Annotated in this window: 14 protein-coding genes; 11 read left to right on the forward strand and 3 right to left on the reverse strand. The window is 49.7% G+C overall.

The window, feature by feature from the left end; genetic code table 11:
* Window positions 1–100: 100 nt before the first annotated feature.
* Complete coding sequence (gene glgB / locus NYE29_RS25455) at window positions 101–2,026, forward strand: 1,4-alpha-glucan branching protein GlgB (protein ID WP_340897959.1); 1,926 nt, start codon at window positions 101–103, stop codon at window positions 2,024–2,026.
* Between the two features lie 35 nt (window positions 2,027–2,061).
* Window positions 2,062–3,489, forward strand: a complete 1,428-nt coding sequence (glgA, locus tag NYE29_RS25460; RefSeq protein ID WP_076109561.1) for a glycogen synthase GlgA — start codon at window positions 2,062–2,064, stop codon at window positions 3,487–3,489.
* Between the two features lie 146 nt (window positions 3,490–3,635).
* Here the strand turns inward: glgA and NYE29_RS25465 are convergent, their stop codons facing one another.
* Complete coding sequence (locus NYE29_RS25465; protein WP_076109586.1) at window positions 3,636–5,381, reverse strand: alpha-glycosidase; 1,746 nt, start codon at window positions 5,379–5,381, stop codon at window positions 3,636–3,638.
* Between the two features lie 415 nt (window positions 5,382–5,796).
* On the opposite strand from NYE29_RS25465, the gene NYE29_RS25470 reads away from it, so the two are divergent.
* The 4 genes from NYE29_RS25470 (at window position 5,797) to NYE29_RS25485 (ending at window position 9,770) form a co-directional block, all read left to right on the forward strand.
* Window positions 5,797–6,618: a transporter substrate-binding domain-containing protein gene (locus tag NYE29_RS25470; RefSeq protein WP_076109562.1), complete on the forward strand. Its 822-nt coding sequence runs from the start codon at window positions 5,797–5,799 to the stop codon at window positions 6,616–6,618.
* 136 nt (window positions 6,619–6,754) lie between these two features.
* The gene (locus NYE29_RS25475) at window positions 6,755–7,414 is read left to right on the forward strand and encodes an amino acid ABC transporter permease (protein WP_038592845.1); all 660 of its coding nucleotides are present in this window, start codon (window positions 6,755–6,757) and stop codon (window positions 7,412–7,414) included.
* Entirely contained in the window at window positions 7,401–8,123 is a 723-nt protein-coding gene (locus tag NYE29_RS25480; RefSeq protein ID WP_340897963.1) for an amino acid ABC transporter ATP-binding protein, read from the forward strand. The genes NYE29_RS25475 and NYE29_RS25480 overlap by 14 nt, the downstream gene beginning before the upstream one ends.
* A gap of 117 nt (window positions 8,124–8,240) precedes the next feature.
* Complete coding sequence (locus NYE29_RS25485) at window positions 8,241–9,770, forward strand: Ppx/GppA phosphatase family protein (RefSeq protein WP_340897964.1); 1,530 nt, start codon at window positions 8,241–8,243, stop codon at window positions 9,768–9,770.
* Here NYE29_RS25485 and ppk1 read toward each other — a convergent pair.
* Complete coding sequence (gene ppk1, locus NYE29_RS25490; RefSeq protein ID WP_340897966.1) at window positions 9,718–11,832, reverse strand: polyphosphate kinase 1; 2,115 nt, start codon at window positions 11,830–11,832, stop codon at window positions 9,718–9,720. The genes NYE29_RS25485 and ppk1 overlap by 53 nt on opposite strands.
* A gap of 385 nt (window positions 11,833–12,217) precedes the next feature.
* On the opposite strand from ppk1, the gene NYE29_RS25495 reads away from it, so the two are divergent.
* Window positions 12,218–12,880, forward strand: a complete 663-nt coding sequence (locus NYE29_RS25495; protein WP_038592833.1) for a 3D domain-containing protein — start codon at window positions 12,218–12,220, stop codon at window positions 12,878–12,880.
* 146 nt (window positions 12,881–13,026) lie between these two features.
* On the opposite strand, the gene NYE29_RS25500 is transcribed toward NYE29_RS25495, so the two are convergent.
* A complete protein-coding gene (locus NYE29_RS25500) occupies window positions 13,027–13,914 on the reverse strand; it encodes a polysaccharide deacetylase family protein (protein WP_076109565.1) in 888 nt (295 codons plus the stop codon).
* A gap of 189 nt (window positions 13,915–14,103) precedes the next feature.
* On the opposite strand from NYE29_RS25500, the gene NYE29_RS25505 reads away from it, so the two are divergent.
* From NYE29_RS25505 to lpdD, 4 genes are all read left to right on the forward strand, one after another.
* A complete protein-coding gene (locus NYE29_RS25505; RefSeq protein WP_340897969.1) occupies window positions 14,104–15,144 on the forward strand; it encodes an NADH:flavin oxidoreductase/NADH oxidase in 1,041 nt (346 codons plus the stop codon).
* A gap of 86 nt (window positions 15,145–15,230) precedes the next feature.
* Entirely contained in the window at window positions 15,231–15,935 is a 705-nt protein-coding gene (locus tag NYE29_RS25510; protein ID WP_076109567.1) for a dihydroorotate dehydrogenase electron transfer subunit, read from the forward strand.
* A complete protein-coding gene (locus NYE29_RS25515; protein ID WP_038592824.1) occupies window positions 15,928–16,860 on the forward strand; it encodes a dihydroorotate dehydrogenase in 933 nt (310 codons plus the stop codon). The genes NYE29_RS25510 and NYE29_RS25515 overlap by 8 nt, the downstream gene beginning before the upstream one ends.
* An 88-nt stretch (window positions 16,861–16,948) precedes the next feature.
* Window positions 16,949–17,281 (forward strand): prenylated flavin chaperone LpdD, encoded by a 333-nt coding sequence (gene lpdD / locus NYE29_RS25520; protein WP_340897972.1) that lies wholly within the window; start codon window positions 16,949–16,951, stop codon window positions 17,279–17,281.
* Window positions 17,282–17,357 lie beyond the last annotated feature (76 nt).

Consider the following 17,357-nt stretch of genomic DNA (forward strand, 5'->3'; position numbering starts at 1 on the left):
TTTATTCTGTGAAAGCTTATTTTGCTTGTAAAATCATTTTCAAACGCCCAACATTCGGGTAATGTTATAGGTGCATCCTATATAATAAGGTGGTGATGATTTGCCTGACATACAAGAAGCAGAAAACCTCCCGTCATTTGAAGATATTTACCTGTTCCATGAGGGCACGAATTATCGCAGCTATACGATGCTGGGCGCGCACATTGCCGCTGAAGAAGGAATGACCGGCGTACGCTTTACCGTGTGGGCTCCTCATGCGACATATGTAGGACTGGCTGGTAATCATAACGGCTGGGATGGAACGCAGGACGTGGACTCGTTATATAAGATACCCGATTCAGGATTTTGGAGTCGTTTTTTTCCGGGCATAGAGCCGGGAACTTTTTACAAATACAGGATTGCCGCAGCGAATGGCGACAGCTTCCTTAAAGCTGATCCCTATGCATTCAAGGCTGAAGTGCGTCCGGCGACGGCATCAGTGGTGGCGGATCTTAGCGGCTACAGCTGGGGAGACGCTTCCTGGAGGCGGCGGAATAAAGCACCGTACAACGCGCCGATGAACATTTATGAAATGCATTTCGGCACATGGCGTCAGAAGGAAGACGGAGAATTCTACACGTACCGGGAAATAAGCGATCTGCTGATCCCTTATCTGCTGGAGATGAGTTATACCCATGTCGAGTTTATGCCGCTGGCTGAACATCCTTATGATTTATCCTGGGGTTATCAGGGAACCGGATATTTTGCCGCAACGAGCCGTTACGGAGAGCCGCATGAGCTGATGTATTTAATTGACCAGCTGCATCAGGCAGGCATTGGGGTCATTCTTGACTGGGTTCCGGCCCATTTTGCCAAAGATGCGCATGGCCTGAGAATGTTTGACGGTTCACCGCTGTATGAGTATGCGGATCCCATGCTGGCCGAGAAGCCGGGCTGGGGCACGCTTTCCTTTGATTTCAGCAAGCCGGAAATATCCTCCTTTCTGATTTCAAATGCCTTGTTCTGGTTCGAGCAGTATCATATAGATGGCATGAGAGTTGATGCGGTTACAAGCATGCTGCGGCTCGATTTTGAGAAGCAAGGCCATCAGTTCAGACGCAATCAAAACGGCGGTCTTGAGAATCTTGAAGCCATCCGTTTCATACAGCAGCTGAATAAAGCAATCTTCCAGTATTATCCGAAAGCACTGATGATGGCGGAGGAATCCAGCGCCTGGCCTGGCGTTACGTCTCCAGCTCATCAAGGGGGACTCGGTTTCAACTACAAATGGAATATGGGCTGGATGAATGACACACTGGGCTACATAGAACATGATTTCGGGGCACGGCCCTATCATCATAATTTGTTGACCTTCCCAATTTGTTATGCCTATGCCGAGAACTACACACTGCCGCTCTCTCATGATGAAGTGGTGCACGGCAAGAAATCACTGCTGGACAAGATGCCAGGCTCTTATGAACAGAAATTTGCCGGTCTCCGGTTGCTGCTGGGCTACCAGATTACCCATCCCGGCAAAAAGCTGCTGTTCATGGGTGGAGAATTTGGACAATTTATCGAGTGGAAGGACCAGGAGCAGCTCGATTGGCTGCTGCTGGATTATGAAAGCCACCGCGGAATACTGGCCTATACCGCTGCGCTGAACAAGCTGTATTTGGCGGAAAAAGCATTGTGGGAGCTTGATCATGAAATGGAAGGCTATCAGTGGATTGATGCCGACGATAATGGCCAAAGTATTGTGTCCTATATCCGCAGAGGCAAGAGGCCCGTAGATACCTTGCTTGTAATTATCAATTTTCAGCCGGTGGAACGGCGTCAGTACCGGATTGGCGTACCCCGCCCGGGAACTTATGAAGAGATATTCAGCTCTGAGGACATTCGGTTTGGCGGCTCGGGTGCCAGCAATGAGCCTATGAAGAGCAGCAAGAAAGAATGGCATAACCAGTTGAACAGCATAGAGCTGACCATTCCTGCACTTGGATTTCTGGTGCTCAAGAAATCCGGCCGCAAGGTGGTCAAACAAGCTTGAAATAGAGGAATTCGTACATTTAAGGGGGAATCTGAATGAAAGTTTTATTTGCTGCAGCCGAAGCCCATCCTTTTGTTAAGACAGGTGGTTTGGCTGATGTCATTGGAGCTCTACCCAAGGCGCTAAAGGGCGCAGGAGTGGATGTACGGGTGATTTTGCCCAAATACCGGGGAATTCCGGAGAAGTTCACTTCGCAAATGGAGCATGTAGCCGTAGTGGATGTTCCTGTTGGCTGGCGCAATCAGTATTGCGGCATAGAACAGATTATTTACGATGGTATTCCGGTCTATTTTATCGACAATGAATATTATTTTGGCCGTGACGGCATTTATGGATATCTGGATGATGGTGAACGGTTTGCGTTCTATAACCGGGCGGTTCTGGAATGCCTGCCGGCCATTAACTTTCAGCCGGATGTGCTGCATTGCCATGATTGGCATGCTGCTGTCATTCCGATGCTGCTTCAGGGCCATTACCGGCATGATCCGTTCTACAGCGACATGCGCACTGTCCTTACCATTCACAATCTGCTATATCAAGGCGTGTTTCCTTATTCCGTGCTGGGTGAGCTGCTTGGCCTGGATAACAGCTACTTCAGCGGTGTAGAGTATTACGGCAACGTGAACTATATGAAGGGCGGGATCGTCCATAGTGATCATGTGACTACGGTCAGTCCTACTTATGCGGAAGAAATTCGTACGGCCTATTATGGATATGGTCTGGATGGCTTGCTCTCTTCCCGGGCGGACAGTCTCAGCGGGATTGTTAACGGCATTGATACCAAGAGCTACAATCCCAACAGCGATCCGCAAATCTTTACACGTTACCGTTCAAATCTGGCGAAGAAGGCTGAGAATAAGCTGGGCCTGCAGCAGGAGTTAGGGTTGCCCGTAGCCCCGTATATTCCGATGGTCGCAATGGTTACGCGGCTGGTTGATTCCAAGGGTCTTGATCTCCTGACACGCGTGCTGGATGAGCTGCTGTATTACGATGATATTCAATTTGTACTGCTTGGCACAGGGGACGAATCCTATGAACGCTGGTTCCGTGAAGCGGCATGGCGGTACCCGACCAAGCTGTCTTCGCAGATTCTGTTCAATGACGCTTTGTCGCGCAAAATTTATGCGGCCAGCGATCTGTTCCTGATGCCATCAAAGTTCGAGCCTTGCGGAATCAGCCAACTGCTGGCGCTGCGTTATGGAAGTATTCCTGTAGTCCGTGAGACAGGCGGGCTTAATGATACCGTTCATGCCTATAACGAGGAAACTGGCGAAGGCAACGGCTTCACATTTAAGGATTACAACGCGCATGACATGATGCATACTCTGCGCCGGGCTGTATCGTTCTACCGCAAGCCGGAACACTGGAAAAAAATCACGAAAAACGCTTTTGCCGGTGACTACAGCTGGAACGTTTCCGCGCAGCAGTATATCGACATCTACAACAAAATCACACATAAATAAAGCACAAAGAGGCATTCCTACAAGTCTTTAAGACTTTAGGAGTGCCTTTTTTTGATATAAGGATATTCGAGAGGGTATAGCATTATAAACCAGTCAGACACTTTATCGTGTTTGACTGGTTTCAATAGGTCACAAACTTGTTGCCTTCAGCTTAAATTACGGCACAGAATCCGGTAACCATAAGGATCAAGCGAAATATGCATAATCCCCTCTTTCGGGGCAACCGGTTCGCCGGTAAGCGCATCCTGCCAGTCATCGGTTTCCATCGGATGTCTAAGCGTGCGAGGCTCCGGGGAATTGTTCATCCAGACAGTGAAATGAATGATTTCATCCGCACGTTCGTACACGATGCAGGGGTCATTTTCACAGGCCACCAGAATGCGGAATCTGCCTTCTCGAAGGGCTTTGTGCCCTTTGCGCAGGAAGATCATCATCTGGTAAAAATCATACAGCTCGCGGTCCTGCTTCTTTTCATCCCACTCCATGCATTTACGGCAGTCGGGATCTTCTGTGCCGGTCAGGCCGATCTCATCCCCGTAATAAATACAGGGTGTCCCCATAAAGGTGAAGAGGAAAACAACCGCCAGCTTGAGGCGCCGTTTATCTTCTCCGACCACCGTCAGCAAACGGGGAGTGTCATGGCTGCCGAGCAAATTGAAGACCACCTCGTTTGTCTGCTGCGGATATCTCATTAACAGAGCGCCGATCCGTTGTCCGAAGGTGATGCCATCCATACCGCCATTAAAGAATTCCAGCACCGTACCTGAGAACGGGTAGTTCATCACCGAGTCGAACTGATCGCCCAGCAGCCATGTAAGGGAGTCACTCCACACCTCACCAACGATATAGGCCTCCGGGTTGGCGGATTTCACCACTTTGCGGAAGTCGCGCCAGAAATGATGATCCACCTCATTGGCAACGTCCAGCCGCCATCCGTCTACTTTGATCTCCTTGATCCAATATTCGGCGACTTCCAGCAGGTAGGCTCTGACCTCGTAGTTTGCTGTGTTGAATTTGGGCATATTGCCAAAAAAGCCGAAAGTGTCATACGTAGGAATACCGTCGGCCACCTCAGCCGGGAAGGAGTTGATATGGAACCAATCTTTATAAACCGAATATTCACCCTTCTCCAGCACGTCCTGAAAAGGCGGGAACTTGTCGCTGCAATGATTGAAGACGGCGTCCAGCATCACCCGTATTCCTCTTAGGTGGCATTCCTCGACTACATGTTTCAGCAGCTCATTATCTCCAAAATGGGGGTCGATTTTTTTATAGTCCACGATGTCATATTTATTGTTGGAAGGGGAGAGGAATAGCGGAGTGAAATATACAGCATTGATACCCAGTTCATGCAGATCATCAAGATGATCCAGCACTCCCTGCAAGTCTCCGCCGAAAAAATTGTCCAGCTTCGGAGTTCCGCCCCAGGCTTCGGTTCCTTCCGGGTCATTGGCGGGATCGCCATTAGCGAAACGTTCGGTCATAATTTGATAAAACACCGCATCCTTGGCCCAGTTGGGAACCTTGAACAGATCAATTTGATGTATATAGGGAAACTCGTAGAAGTGGTTAGGCGGCTGAGGGCATTCCGAACGGATGCCGTTATCAAGCAAATATACATTTTCCTGTCCTTTGCTGACGCGAAAAGTATAGCTGAGCCGTTTATATTTAGGCCGGACCGCAGCCTCCCAATAATCGAATCTGTCGTCGGAGGCGGCTTTTTCCATTATGATTTCATAAAAGGTATGCTTCCAATCATATTTATCACCTGTAAGGGCTGCTACACAGTCCACATCGTCACGTTTGGTGCGAACACGCAGATGTATAGTTTTTGTATCGTAGGCATAAGCCCACTTGTCACGGGGAACATGGTACATCGCTTCCAGCAGCATGGCCTGCACCTCCTTAATGTTTGTGAGCATTCTCATCACTGAAACCACTTCGAACAAACTGACTTCGAAAGCATAGCCTATGTTTGTGAGCATTCTCATCATTGCAACCACTTCGAACAACTGACCTCGCAGGCATCCTTTTCATACAGTTTGCATGTTATTACCACTCTAGAGGTCATTGTGAACCAATTCCGTTTATTCCAGGAAGCAGCTGGAGATAGTAAATAGTATATACTTCAAGTCAGGGCGTGTGCAAAATGAGGGAACGTAATGCAAGCTTACACCATATTTTTCTAACGTTGATTTAACGGGCTTTGTCACAAATTTGTCTTTGCATATTCATGCGGAGTGATTTATAATAAATCGGTCAAAGGCACAACTTAGAGTACTAAAACAGGATAGGGGAGATATACAGATGAAAAAATGGGGTAAACTTTCTTTAGGCATGCTGATAGCGGTAGGACTTATGACCGGCTGTGGTACCAATAACAATGATGATAATAAAAATGCAGCATCGAATGGCAACGCGGGCAGCGAAACTGCAGCCAAAACACTGACGCTGGGAACCAGCGCAGAATTTCCGCCCTACGAATTCCATAAAATGATAGATGGCAAGGATACGATCGTAGGCTTTGACATCGAGATTGCCAAGGATATCGCTGCTGATATGGGTGCTGAGCTGGTTATCAGGGATCTTCCTTTTGATTCCCTGCTGAACGAGCTATCGAGCGGAAGAGTGGATATTGTTATCTCCGGACTGAGCTATACACCGAAACGTGCAGAAGCAGTCGGCCTCTCCGATGTTTACTTTAAAGCAGAGCAAGCGGTTGTCGTTCGTGAAGCTGATAAAGATAAATTTGCTACTATGGATGCCCTGAAGAACACCAAGATCGGCATTCAGACAGGTTCGATTCAGGAAGAAATCGCCAAAGAAATTGAAGGGGCGAAGCTGACCTCGCTGACCAAAATGACTGAGATTGTTATGCAGCTGCAATCTAACCGTGTAGATGCTTCTATTATGGAAGGGCCTGTTGCCGAATCGTTCGTGAAGAATGTGAAGGGCCTCGTCATTACTGACGCCAAACCTGTGGTAGAGGATGACGGATACGTTATCGGAGTGAAGAAAGGCAATAAAGAATTGCTGGATCAAGTGAATACAACCTTGAAACGTTTGACGGCAGACGGCAAGATTGAAGAGTACGTATCGGCTGCAAGCGACCTTTCCATAAGCAAATAAAGGAAGCCCAGATTCCGGCACTTTCAGAAGTAAGGACAGTTATGCAGAGTACAGTTACACTATTCAGAAAATGGCGGTGATCCGCTGTTTTCTATTTTTTTGAAATCCTACAAGAAGACAGGAGGTTAGGCCTGCAATGAATCTATTCGATATGGCATATGAATACCGCAATCTTTTTTTCTCCGGCTTAAAATACACCTTGCTGCTGGCATTGATTGGGGTACTCTGCGGCTTTGTACTGGGAATTATAGTTTCTCTGCTGCGCATGTCCAAGTGGAGCGTACTGCGGTTTATCGCTACCGCGTGGGTTGAATTTCTGCGCGGTACGCCAATGCTGGTACAGCTCTTTCTCATCCATTACGGCTTAGTAGAATTAGGTCTGGAATTTTCGGCGATTCAGTCGGGTGCGATTACACTCACGATTAACAGTTCGGCTTATCTGGCCGAGATCTTCCGTGCCGGTATTCAAGGCGTGGACCGCGGCCAAATGGAAGCAGCCCGTTCTCTCGGGATGAAGCAAGGGATGACCATGCGCTACATCGTGCTTCCCCAGGCGCTGAAGAATGTGCTGCCGGCTATCGGCAATGAGTTCATTACGATCATTAAGGAGTCGTCCATTGTGTCGATGATCGGGGTGGCGGATCTTCTTTTCCAGGCCAGAAATATTACAGCCATTACTTATGAGGGGCTTACACCGCTGATCATCATTTCCATTATGTATTTTATCCTTACATTCACTTTATCTAAGCTGCTTGGCATTCTCGAAAGGAGGCTGAATACGGATGATCGCCGTTAACAACCTGCAAAAATATTTTGGCAAGCTGGAAATCCTGAAGGGCATTGACCTCGAAATTCAAAAAGGCGAAGTTGTGGTGGTCATCGGACCCAGCGGCTCCGGCAAAAGTACCTTTTTGCGCTGTCTGAATCTGCTGGAGCAGCCCACTGGGGGAGAAATCACCTTTGAAGGCGAATCCATCACAGCGAAGAAACATGATATTAATGTGACCCGTGAAAAAATGGGCATGGTGTTCCAGCAGTTTAACCTGTTCCCGCATAAATCGGTGCTGCAGAATATCATGCTGGCTCCGCTCAAAGTAAAAAAGCAGCAGCCGGCGGAAGCTGAAAAAATTGCTATGGAGCTGCTGCGGACGGTAGGGCTAGAAGATAAACGCGATGCTTACCCGGCTCAACTCTCCGGCGGGCAGAAACAACGGATCGCCATCGCCCGTGCATTGGCCATGCAGCCGCATGTGATGCTCTTCGATGAGCCGACATCGGCGCTTGACCCTGAGATGGTCGGCGAGGTGCTGGAAGTGATGAAGAAGCTGGCCGAAGACGGGATGACGATGGTTATTGTCACTCATGAAATGGGTTTTGCCCGTGAAGTGGGCGACCGGATTCTTTTTATGGACGGCGGCTATATCGTAGAGCAGGGGACACCCGCGGAAGTCTTCGGCCATCCGAAGCATGACCGGACCCGCGATTTCCTCAGCAAAGTCTTATAGAAACGCACTAAACGGCCCTTGGAAATAACTCCGGCGGCCGTTTTGTTTTTGGTTAAGACCTAAATGGGTGATATAGTATATAAATATGCTCGATCAACTTGAAGGGGGTACATACAGATGAGCGATGATCTATGCCGGATAGGCATCATTGATATTGGTTCCAACTCCATTCGTCTTGTGATTTATGATACAACGCGGCAAGGAGGTTACAAAATCATCAAGGAGTGCAAATACTCTGCCCGGCTAAGTGAGAAGATTACAAAAGAGGGCAGGCTTGAGCGGAAAGATATGGACACCATTATTCCTGTCTTGCGCCAGTTCAAGGAGATTTGCAGTGCCTTTGAGGTGGAGAGGATCCGTGCAGGAGCGACAGCGGCCATCCGCAACGCCGCAAATTCTTTCGAGATTATTACATATCTTTCAGAGACTTCCTCTATTCCAATTGAGGTGATCAGCGGTTATCAGGAAGCTTACTTTGGATTTCTTGGTGTCATTAATGCCTTTGATGTGCAGGACGGATTCGTGATTGATATCGGCGGCGGCAGTACGGAGGTTACCCTGTTCCGCGGACGGCGCTATCAGCACAGCATCTCCTTTCCATTCGGTGCGGTCAACACCAACCTCATGTTCAGCCACCACGGCAACTGGAACGGCGAACAAGTGAAGAAGCTCCAGGCTTATGTGACCGGCAGGCTGGTCGAGCATGAGTGGCTAAGCACCGGTGCGGGTCTTCCATTATACGGCCTCGGGGGAACGCTCCGTTCATTAGGCAAGCTGGACCAGAAGATGCGGGAGTATTCCTTGCCGAATTCTCATGGTTATGTACTCTCCAGTGAAACGATAGACCGGTTTATGGAGATACTGCCTGATACGCCTTATGAGAAACGGAAAGATATGGAAGGGTTGTCCAAGAGCCGGGCGGACATCATTGTGTCGGGGCTGGTCATTTTCCATACAGTTTACAACTATATCCGAGCCAGTCAGGCACTCATCAGCGGGGAAGGTTTGCGGGAAGGCATGCTGCATGACCTCTTAAATCCTGAGCAGCCGGTGTGTGACAGTGCGCTGGAGTTCAGTCTGGATACGATTATCCGCTTCGATATCCGCACTTCTAAAGGGCATCTGGAACATATCTGCAAGCTTGCGATGAGTCTGTTTGGCGCTTTGGGACATGAAGGTGACCGCGAAGAGCAGAAGATGCTGATCTATGTCTCCATCATGCTGCACCGTACAGGGTCGAATATTAACTACTACCAGTCGAAACGGCATACACGCTACTGGCTGATGAATTCACCGATCCGCGGTCTTACTCACCGGCAATTGATTCTCAGTGCGCTTATTGCTTCCTACAGCACAAAAAGCCGGAAGCAGAAATTGTCCCAGACCCATAAGGACATTTTACTGGCTTCCGACGAGGAGTGGATTCATAAGCTGGGTACGCTCGTACAGCTTAGCATTGCTCTGGACAGCACCGAGATCGGTGTAATCCGTGGATTGAATGCTGAGCTGCACGGCAATACTCTTCATCTGGAGCTTGAGGGTGTAGGTGAGGTGCATATCGGACAGGAAGACATTGAGAACGCCCTAAAAGCATTTAAGAATGCTTGGTCGGTGAAGGTAAAGCTCGGCTCCCTTTCCAATGACTGACCTCCAAAGCGGCTAATTGGCTCCGGAAGGGAGCCTTTTTGTCGTCCGGCCGTTCGTAATATCCATTCGGCTGAAGGAAGCTGGCTTTCACATTATCCTTCAGCGACAGATCAAGGATCTTGACGATCTGCTTGCGGATGCCGCTGTCCAGCACCGGACACATCAGTTCTATCCGCCGGGTCAAATTGCGTGTCATCCAGTCGGCGCTGGATAAATACACTTCCGGCTTGCCGCCATTCTCGAAATAATAAATGCGTGAATGCTCAAGAAAACGGTCAACGATGCTGCGGACTGTGATCCGCTCACTCAGGCCTTCAATGCCCGGGCGCAGGCAGCAGACGCCGCGTACAATCAAATCGATGGATACACCGGCCTGGGCTGCGCTGTACAGGCTGTCGATGACCTCCTGATTGGATAAAGAGTTCATCTTGGCTATAATTCGTGCCGGTCTGCCGGCTGCTGCGTGCTCGGCTTCGCGGAGAATCAGCTTTTGCAGCGACAGGCTCATGTTAGTCGGAGCGACGATGAAGGCATTCCAGTCATAATTGGCGGAATAACCGGTCATTTGGTTGAACAGCTCTGAGGCATCCAGCCCAATTTCATTATTGGCAGTGAACAGGCTGAGGTCGGTGTAGGCTTTGGCTGTGCTGTCATTGTAGTTCCCGGTACCGACATGTACATAGCGGCGCAGCTCGTTCCCTTCCTGGCGGACGATCAGTGTTACTTTAGCATGCGTTTTGAGCCCGACCAGGCCATAGACGACATGGCAGCCGGATTGTTCCAGCTTGCGTGCCCAGGCAATGTTCCGCTCTTCGTCAAACCGGGCTTTCAGCTCTACTACCACGGTAACCTGTTTGCCCGATTCTGCGGCATTGGCCAGGGCGGTAATCAACGGCGAGTTGCCGCTGACCCGGTACAGGGTCATCTTGATGGCCATGACATGCTCATCCTCGGAAGCCTGAATAATAAAGTCGCTCATCGCATCAAAGGATTCGTATGGATGGTACACTAGCACATCTCGCTCGCGAAGCACTTCGAAGAAATCCTCATTCTCCTCAAATTCCGCCGGATATTGCGGCACTATCGGAGCATCAAACAGGTAACTGAAGCCCTTCAGGCTGCCTGCGAATCCCCGCAGGAACCCTAGGTCAAGGGGTCCGTCAATTTCAAAGACAAAATCCTCAAGCTCGAATTCGGCCTGCAGCTGTTCAAGGGCATACGGATGAATCCCTTTTTGCACCTCAAGCCGGGCGGGAACACCCCGGCGGCGTTTGCGCAGCTCCTTTTCAATCTCCTCGAGCAAATCCTCTGCGCCTTCCTCATCAATCGTCAGATCAGAGTTGCGGGTTAGACGGAACTCGCTGACTGCTACCGGCTCATAGCCGCTGAATAACGTTTGAATATGATGGCGGATAACATCCTCAATAAAGACGAACTGCCGTTTTTTGCTGTTGGAACGGTGAGGGAGCGGAATGCATCGCGGCAGGTTGGAAGGGATCTGCAGGATGGCGAAATAAGGCTCTTCTTCCTGGCTGTTCTTACGGGTCAGCACCACGGCCAGATAGATGAACTGGCTATGCACAAGCGGAAACGGACGGCTCTGGTCAACGGCCATCGGAGTCAGAACAGGGAAAATAATGTCGCGGTAATACTGCTCAATTGACAACTCCTGAGCCTGGGTCAGATCCTCATAGTTAACAAAGACAATCCCTTCTTTATGCAAATGCCGGGAAATATCGCGGAAGGTGCGGTATTGGTCGGCAATAATTTTGGTGACCCGCTTGATCAGACGTTTATACAATCCGGAGGGGGTATAGCCGGTGAAATCCTTTTTCGTATAGCCGGCTCTAATCTGATCCTGAATTCCGGCTACACGCACACTGATGAACTCATCCAGGTTGCTGGATACGATCGCTAGAAATTTAGCCCGTTCCATCAGCGGATTATCCAGATCCTGCGCTTCAAGCAGTACGCGGCGGTTAAATTCGATCCAGCTTAAGTCCCGGTTGAGGTAAGCAGTAGCTGGACTGCTATGGTTGTTTTTTTTCTCTTCTGCGTTCATAGACCCTCCAAGTGTGCTTCAATGTCTTAATAACTTTATCGTATTCTACCATTCTACTATTTGCCGAAGGGGGAATTGTTAAATCTGTGTAAAATTTTCGCGGATAATATCCGAATATCTTAAAAAATCTCTTAATATATTGGGAATATATAATTACTATGTAATAGTATTCCTTTCGTGGTGTGGAGAAAAAGTAAATTCTATCAGAATGGTAACAATTTCTTAGGCATTGGTTACAAAATTGTGATATATTCAATACTGTTAGTTTACAAACTACTGCACTGGATATGCCGGTAAAGAAGAAGGTACATACGTCCAGAGTTATCTTGGCGCGAGATATTCCCTCACGGGAATCCTCTTGCACCCACTAATGAAGGAGGCAAATATGAAGATCAGATTCAGAGCCATTACAGCCCTTGCTGCTGCCGTTGGCATCAGTACACTGCTGCATGCAGTCCCCGCCAAGGCGGACAGCGTACACATTGCAGGAGAAACTACCACCTATTATACACTATCGAACTATTACGGTATCGGTGTCGATGAACTCATGAATGCCAACAAGTCGGTTGCGAGCGTGAATATTTATCCGGGGCTTAAGCTCACCATACCACGTGAGAATAAACTTATTGCCGCTGCAGACACCTCGTCCCCAGCTTCCGTCATTTCGACCAGCCTGAACGTGGAGAAGGAATCCAATACAGTTCAAGCCTGGGGTAAAGAATTCAACTATGCCAAAATTATTCAGGCCAAAGCTACAGCCTACTCCTCGGCAGCCAGTGAGAACGGCAAATGGGGGGCGGTCGATTATTTCGGCGATGCGCTTAAGCTGGGCACGATTGCTGTAGATCCGAATGTGATTCCGCTCGGCACGAAGGTGCTGGTGACCGGACATTCGCATCCCGGGCTCCCGAAGCAGGCATTTCTGGCCACGGCCACGGATATGGGAAGTGCGATCAAAGGCAACCGTATAGATATTTTTATTCCCGGAAGCCAAAGCTTCGTATCGGATTTTGGATTTCAGTACGTGAATTTGTACATTATTGAATAGTCAGCTTTAACGGCTCCATGCCGCTATTAAGCCACACTCAAAAGGAAACGATGAATGCCGGAGATCATGGCAGCTCGTTTCCTTTTTTAATTTCAATAAACGGACACCGGTTCTAGAGGGAAGGCGAAGCTGGTTTGCGCTATAAGTCATTTATTTTTATCAACCTGAAGCATTTGGGGGACAGTTACAAAAGTATAGCCCCGCTTGCGCAAGATATTGATAACTTCCGGGAGCGCCTGGATTGTCCCCCGAAGATTGCTTCCCTGGCCGCCGCCGCCGTGCTGCAGCACAATCGCCCCCTTGCCCGCATGGGACAAAATGTTGTTTCTTACCTGCGATTTAGACAACCCCCGCCAGTCCAAAGAATCAACATTCCAATTGATCAGCTTGTAGCCGTGACTTTTTGCCCATTTGAGCTGTTGCTCACTGACATCCCCATACGGCGGGCGAATTAATCGTGGCTTGTACCCGGCAAGGGCAGCAATAATATTTTCGGTGCGCATAATTTGTGTCCGGAATTCATTTACACTTAGCTTCCCGAATTCCGGATGATTATAAGAGTGGTTGCCGACAACATGGCCTTCCCTGATCATCCGCTGCACCAGCGCAGGATGTTTCTCCGCCCGGCTTCCGACGACAAAAAAGGTCGCTTTCACATGATATTTGCGGAGAACATCCAGCAGCTGCGGTGTGAAACGCGGATCAGGAACATCATCAAACGTCAGGGCGATCATCCTGTTCCGGGGGCCCTGGGTCATGATCGTCTCCGGATATTTGCGCATCAGCTGGCTTAGAGACAGAGTTCTGCTGCGTTTTTGCCGCCGGGCAGCCGCTGCGGAAGAAGAAGAACCGGGTGCGATAGCCTCTACTTCGTCTTCGGCAGCATTCTGTGGCGGAGGGGTTCCGTTCTCTTCCGGTTGCTGCAGAAGGGGAGGAGAGGCTGAAACAAGCTCTGCAGAGGTCACGGGGCTAAACAGAACCATTGTAATCGCTAAGAGAATGAGCAGTTTCCGCCCTTTTAGCAGCTTATCCATTCATCCACACCTCCTATATAACTTCGCTCACTGCGGTTTCTCCCTTGTTATCCCCAAGTGAAGGCTAATTTATGCTGAACTTCCATCCTCGCAGGTTGAGATTTATTGCCGTGAAATTTACGTGTATACTAATGAAATGGGAGAATCGCTTCCACTATAAATCGGATAACCGGAAAGGTTGGAATCGAAATGACTGATTTATTCAAGCCTTATGAATTGAAGGCCTTGGTTCTAAAGAATCGGATAGTTATGCCCCCGATGTGCCAGTATGCGGTGCACAAGCAGGACGGAATCCCAAATGATTGGCATTTCGTGCATTATGTCAGCCGCGCCGTTGGCGGAACCGGCTTTATTATTGTAGAGATGAGCGGTGTGCATCTGGACGGGCGCATCACTAACCACGACACCGGGATCTGGAGCGATGACCAGATAGCGGCCTACCGCAAGATTACGGATGGGGTCCATACGTACGGCGCAAAAATTGCTATTCAGTTAGGTCATGCAGGCCGCAAGGCGCTGGATGCGGAGCCGCCGGTTGCTCCCTCGGCAATTCCGTTCGATGAGAAGTCCAAAATACCTCAGGCACTCTCCAAAGAAGAGATCGCAGAGCTTGTCTTGGCTTACCGTGAGGGCGCGCGCAGAGCAGTGGAAGCCGGTTTTGACACGGTAGAGATTCACGGTGCCCATGGATACCTGATTCATCAGTTCCATTCCCCGCTCACTAACGTCAGAGAGGATGAGTACGGAGCTGATTTGGCACTGTTCGGTGAACAAGTGGTCCAAGCAGTTAGAGAAGTATTGCCCGCAGAGATGCCGCTGCTGATGAGAGTATCGGCCAAAGAATATGTCGAAGGCGGCTATGATGAAGCCTACGCTCTGGACATTTGCCGCCGGTATAAAGACGCTGGCGTAGATATGTTCCATGTATCTTCTGGCGGAGAAGGACCGGTCGGCTCTAATGGCGGACCTAACGCAGGTCCGGCGTATCAGGTGGATCTCGCTGAATATATCAGAAGCGGCCTGCAGGTTCCGGTTATAGCGGTAGGACGTCTCGAGAACTACGCAGAAGCCCAGTCCGTAGTTGCCGAAGAGAAGGCGGAACTCGTGGCTATTGGCCGGGCAATGCTCAGTGACCCTTACTGGGCGCTGCATGCTGAGGAAGCACTTGGCGGGGTAGACCAAGCGAATGTGCCGAAACCCTATGAGCGCGGGGTATGGAACAGAAAATAGCATTCTACAAATGTGAAATATGTCACAGATTTTAAACTCCTTCTAGGGCATGGTTAATAAGATTAAATTTGAAGGAGCTTGATAACGTGGCGACAGTTATAACTAACGAGCGGCTGGCTGATGGAGTGTACCACCTTCGGGTTGAAGGGAATTACGGCGGTGAAATGGGTCAATTCTACATGTTGCGGGCATGGGGAGCCTATCCGCTGTTGTCCAGACCGCTTAGCATACATCAAGTAAACGATGACGGTGTCGAATTTCTCTATCATGTGGTCGGGGAAGGAACTGAAATCTTTGCCGGTCTGACACCCGGAGATAACATTGATCTTGAAGGGCCGTTTGGCAATGGCTTTCCCGAAGTTAAGGGGAAGGTTGCTCTGGTAGGCGGGGGGATTGGCATTGCTCCGCTTTATTACTGTGCCCAGAAGCTTCCGGGCAGTGACATTTATTTGGGATTCAGCCGGGAAGCCTTCCGTACGGAAGCATTTCGTCCCTTGGCGGCGGAGCTGACGGTCAATGTCGGCGGCCTGATTCTCGACAGTGTTGATTTTACCAGCTATGATCATATTTTTGTCTGTGGACCGCATCCCATGCTGAAAGCAGCGCAATTAAAAGGCTTCGCAGCCGACACAGCAGGCAAAAAAACCGGCGTGTATCTTTCACTGGAGAACCGGATGGCCTGCGGGATAGGCGCATGTCTCGTATGCAGTGTGTCCTGCCGTGACGGGCAGCGCAAGGCATGTGCGGACGGGCCGGTCTTTTTGGCGGAGGAGGTGCTCTTCCATGATTAATTTAACTGCAAATATAGCAGGCGTACATTTCAAGAATCCAATCGTCATGGCCTCCGGCACTTTCGGCTTCGGCCGCGAGTATGGCAAGCTTTATGATGTATCCATGCTGGGAGGAATCTCCGGCAAAGGTCTTACTCTTAACGCCAAGGCCGGAAACCCCGGTGTTCGCGTCTATGAGACGGCTTCCGGCATGCTGAACAGTGTCGGTCTGGAGAACCCTGGAGTGGAAGGGTTTCTGGCCAAGGAACTTCCATATTGGGAGACACTGGACACTGCACGGATCGTGAATCTTGGCGGCAATACATTGCATGATTATGTGCTTGGCGCCGAGCTGATCCAGCGGGATGCCGAAGCCCGGAGTCTAGCCGGCACAACTGCGGTGGACATGATAGAGCTTAATATTTCCTGCCCCAACGTAAAAGAAGGAGGCATCGCATTCGGTGTCAAGACTCCTGCTGCACAGGAGGTCGTGCGTGCGGTCAGAGCAGCAACGAAACTTCCGCTCGCCGTGAAGCTGTCACCGAACGCCGAGGATATCGCCGAAATGGCTGAGATGTGCCAGGAAGAGGGGGCAGATGCGGTTTCGCTGATTAACACGATCTCAGGGATGAAGATCGATGTCCGCCGCCGCCGCAGCGTGTTCAATAATCTGTATGCCGGACTATCCGGTCCGGCGATCAAGCCGGTGGCGCTGCGTATGGTGCATCAGGTAGCCAAACGGGTGTCTATTCCGGTAATCGGTATGGGCGGGATTACCTCGGCAACGGATATTATAGAATTCATTATGGCCGGAGCAACGGTTATCCAGGTTGGAACCTATAATTTCATGAACCTGCGGGCAGGCAGTACGCTAGTGGAGGAACTGCAGCAGTTCATGCTAGCAGAGAACATCTCTTCCCTGGACGAGATCCGCGGTATTGTGTGAGCTCTCCCAAGTTTTGCACGTACTGTTTTTCGCTGACCTGAGATATCTTCATGCTTCAAGGTTAATATAATGGGAAGGGGAGATCGGGTTGGTTGCTTATGAGTTCCATCCAGAGGACATTGAACTGTCTGCAATAGCTGTAGGCCGTGATTTACTGCTGCTCATTACCGGAGGGGTCCGCCATATCGGTGCGGCAAGCACCGCATATGTTGATGGTGATAACATCAGCGTCTCCACCTCTGCCGTCCCCCATCACAAAGAGCATACAATCAGTGAAGCCATCGCGCTCAAGGTATCGGCTGCACTGGGCAAGACGGTCACGGTGGTTATGGGCATTCATTATGATGATTTGAGCAAAGAGGGCATCACTAAAGTTGTAGAAATCGTAAACAGCAAGGTGGATCAATATTTAACGCAATAAATTTGAAACGATTCTCGACACTCTGCGTAAAAGATACCAAATGAGCAATTAACTTTTATTTTGGAGGAATGAACCG

This window comes from Paenibacillus sp. FSL M7-1046 (assembly GCF_038007405.1).
Lineage (GTDB): Bacteria > Bacillota > Bacilli > Paenibacillales > Paenibacillaceae > Paenibacillus_AQ.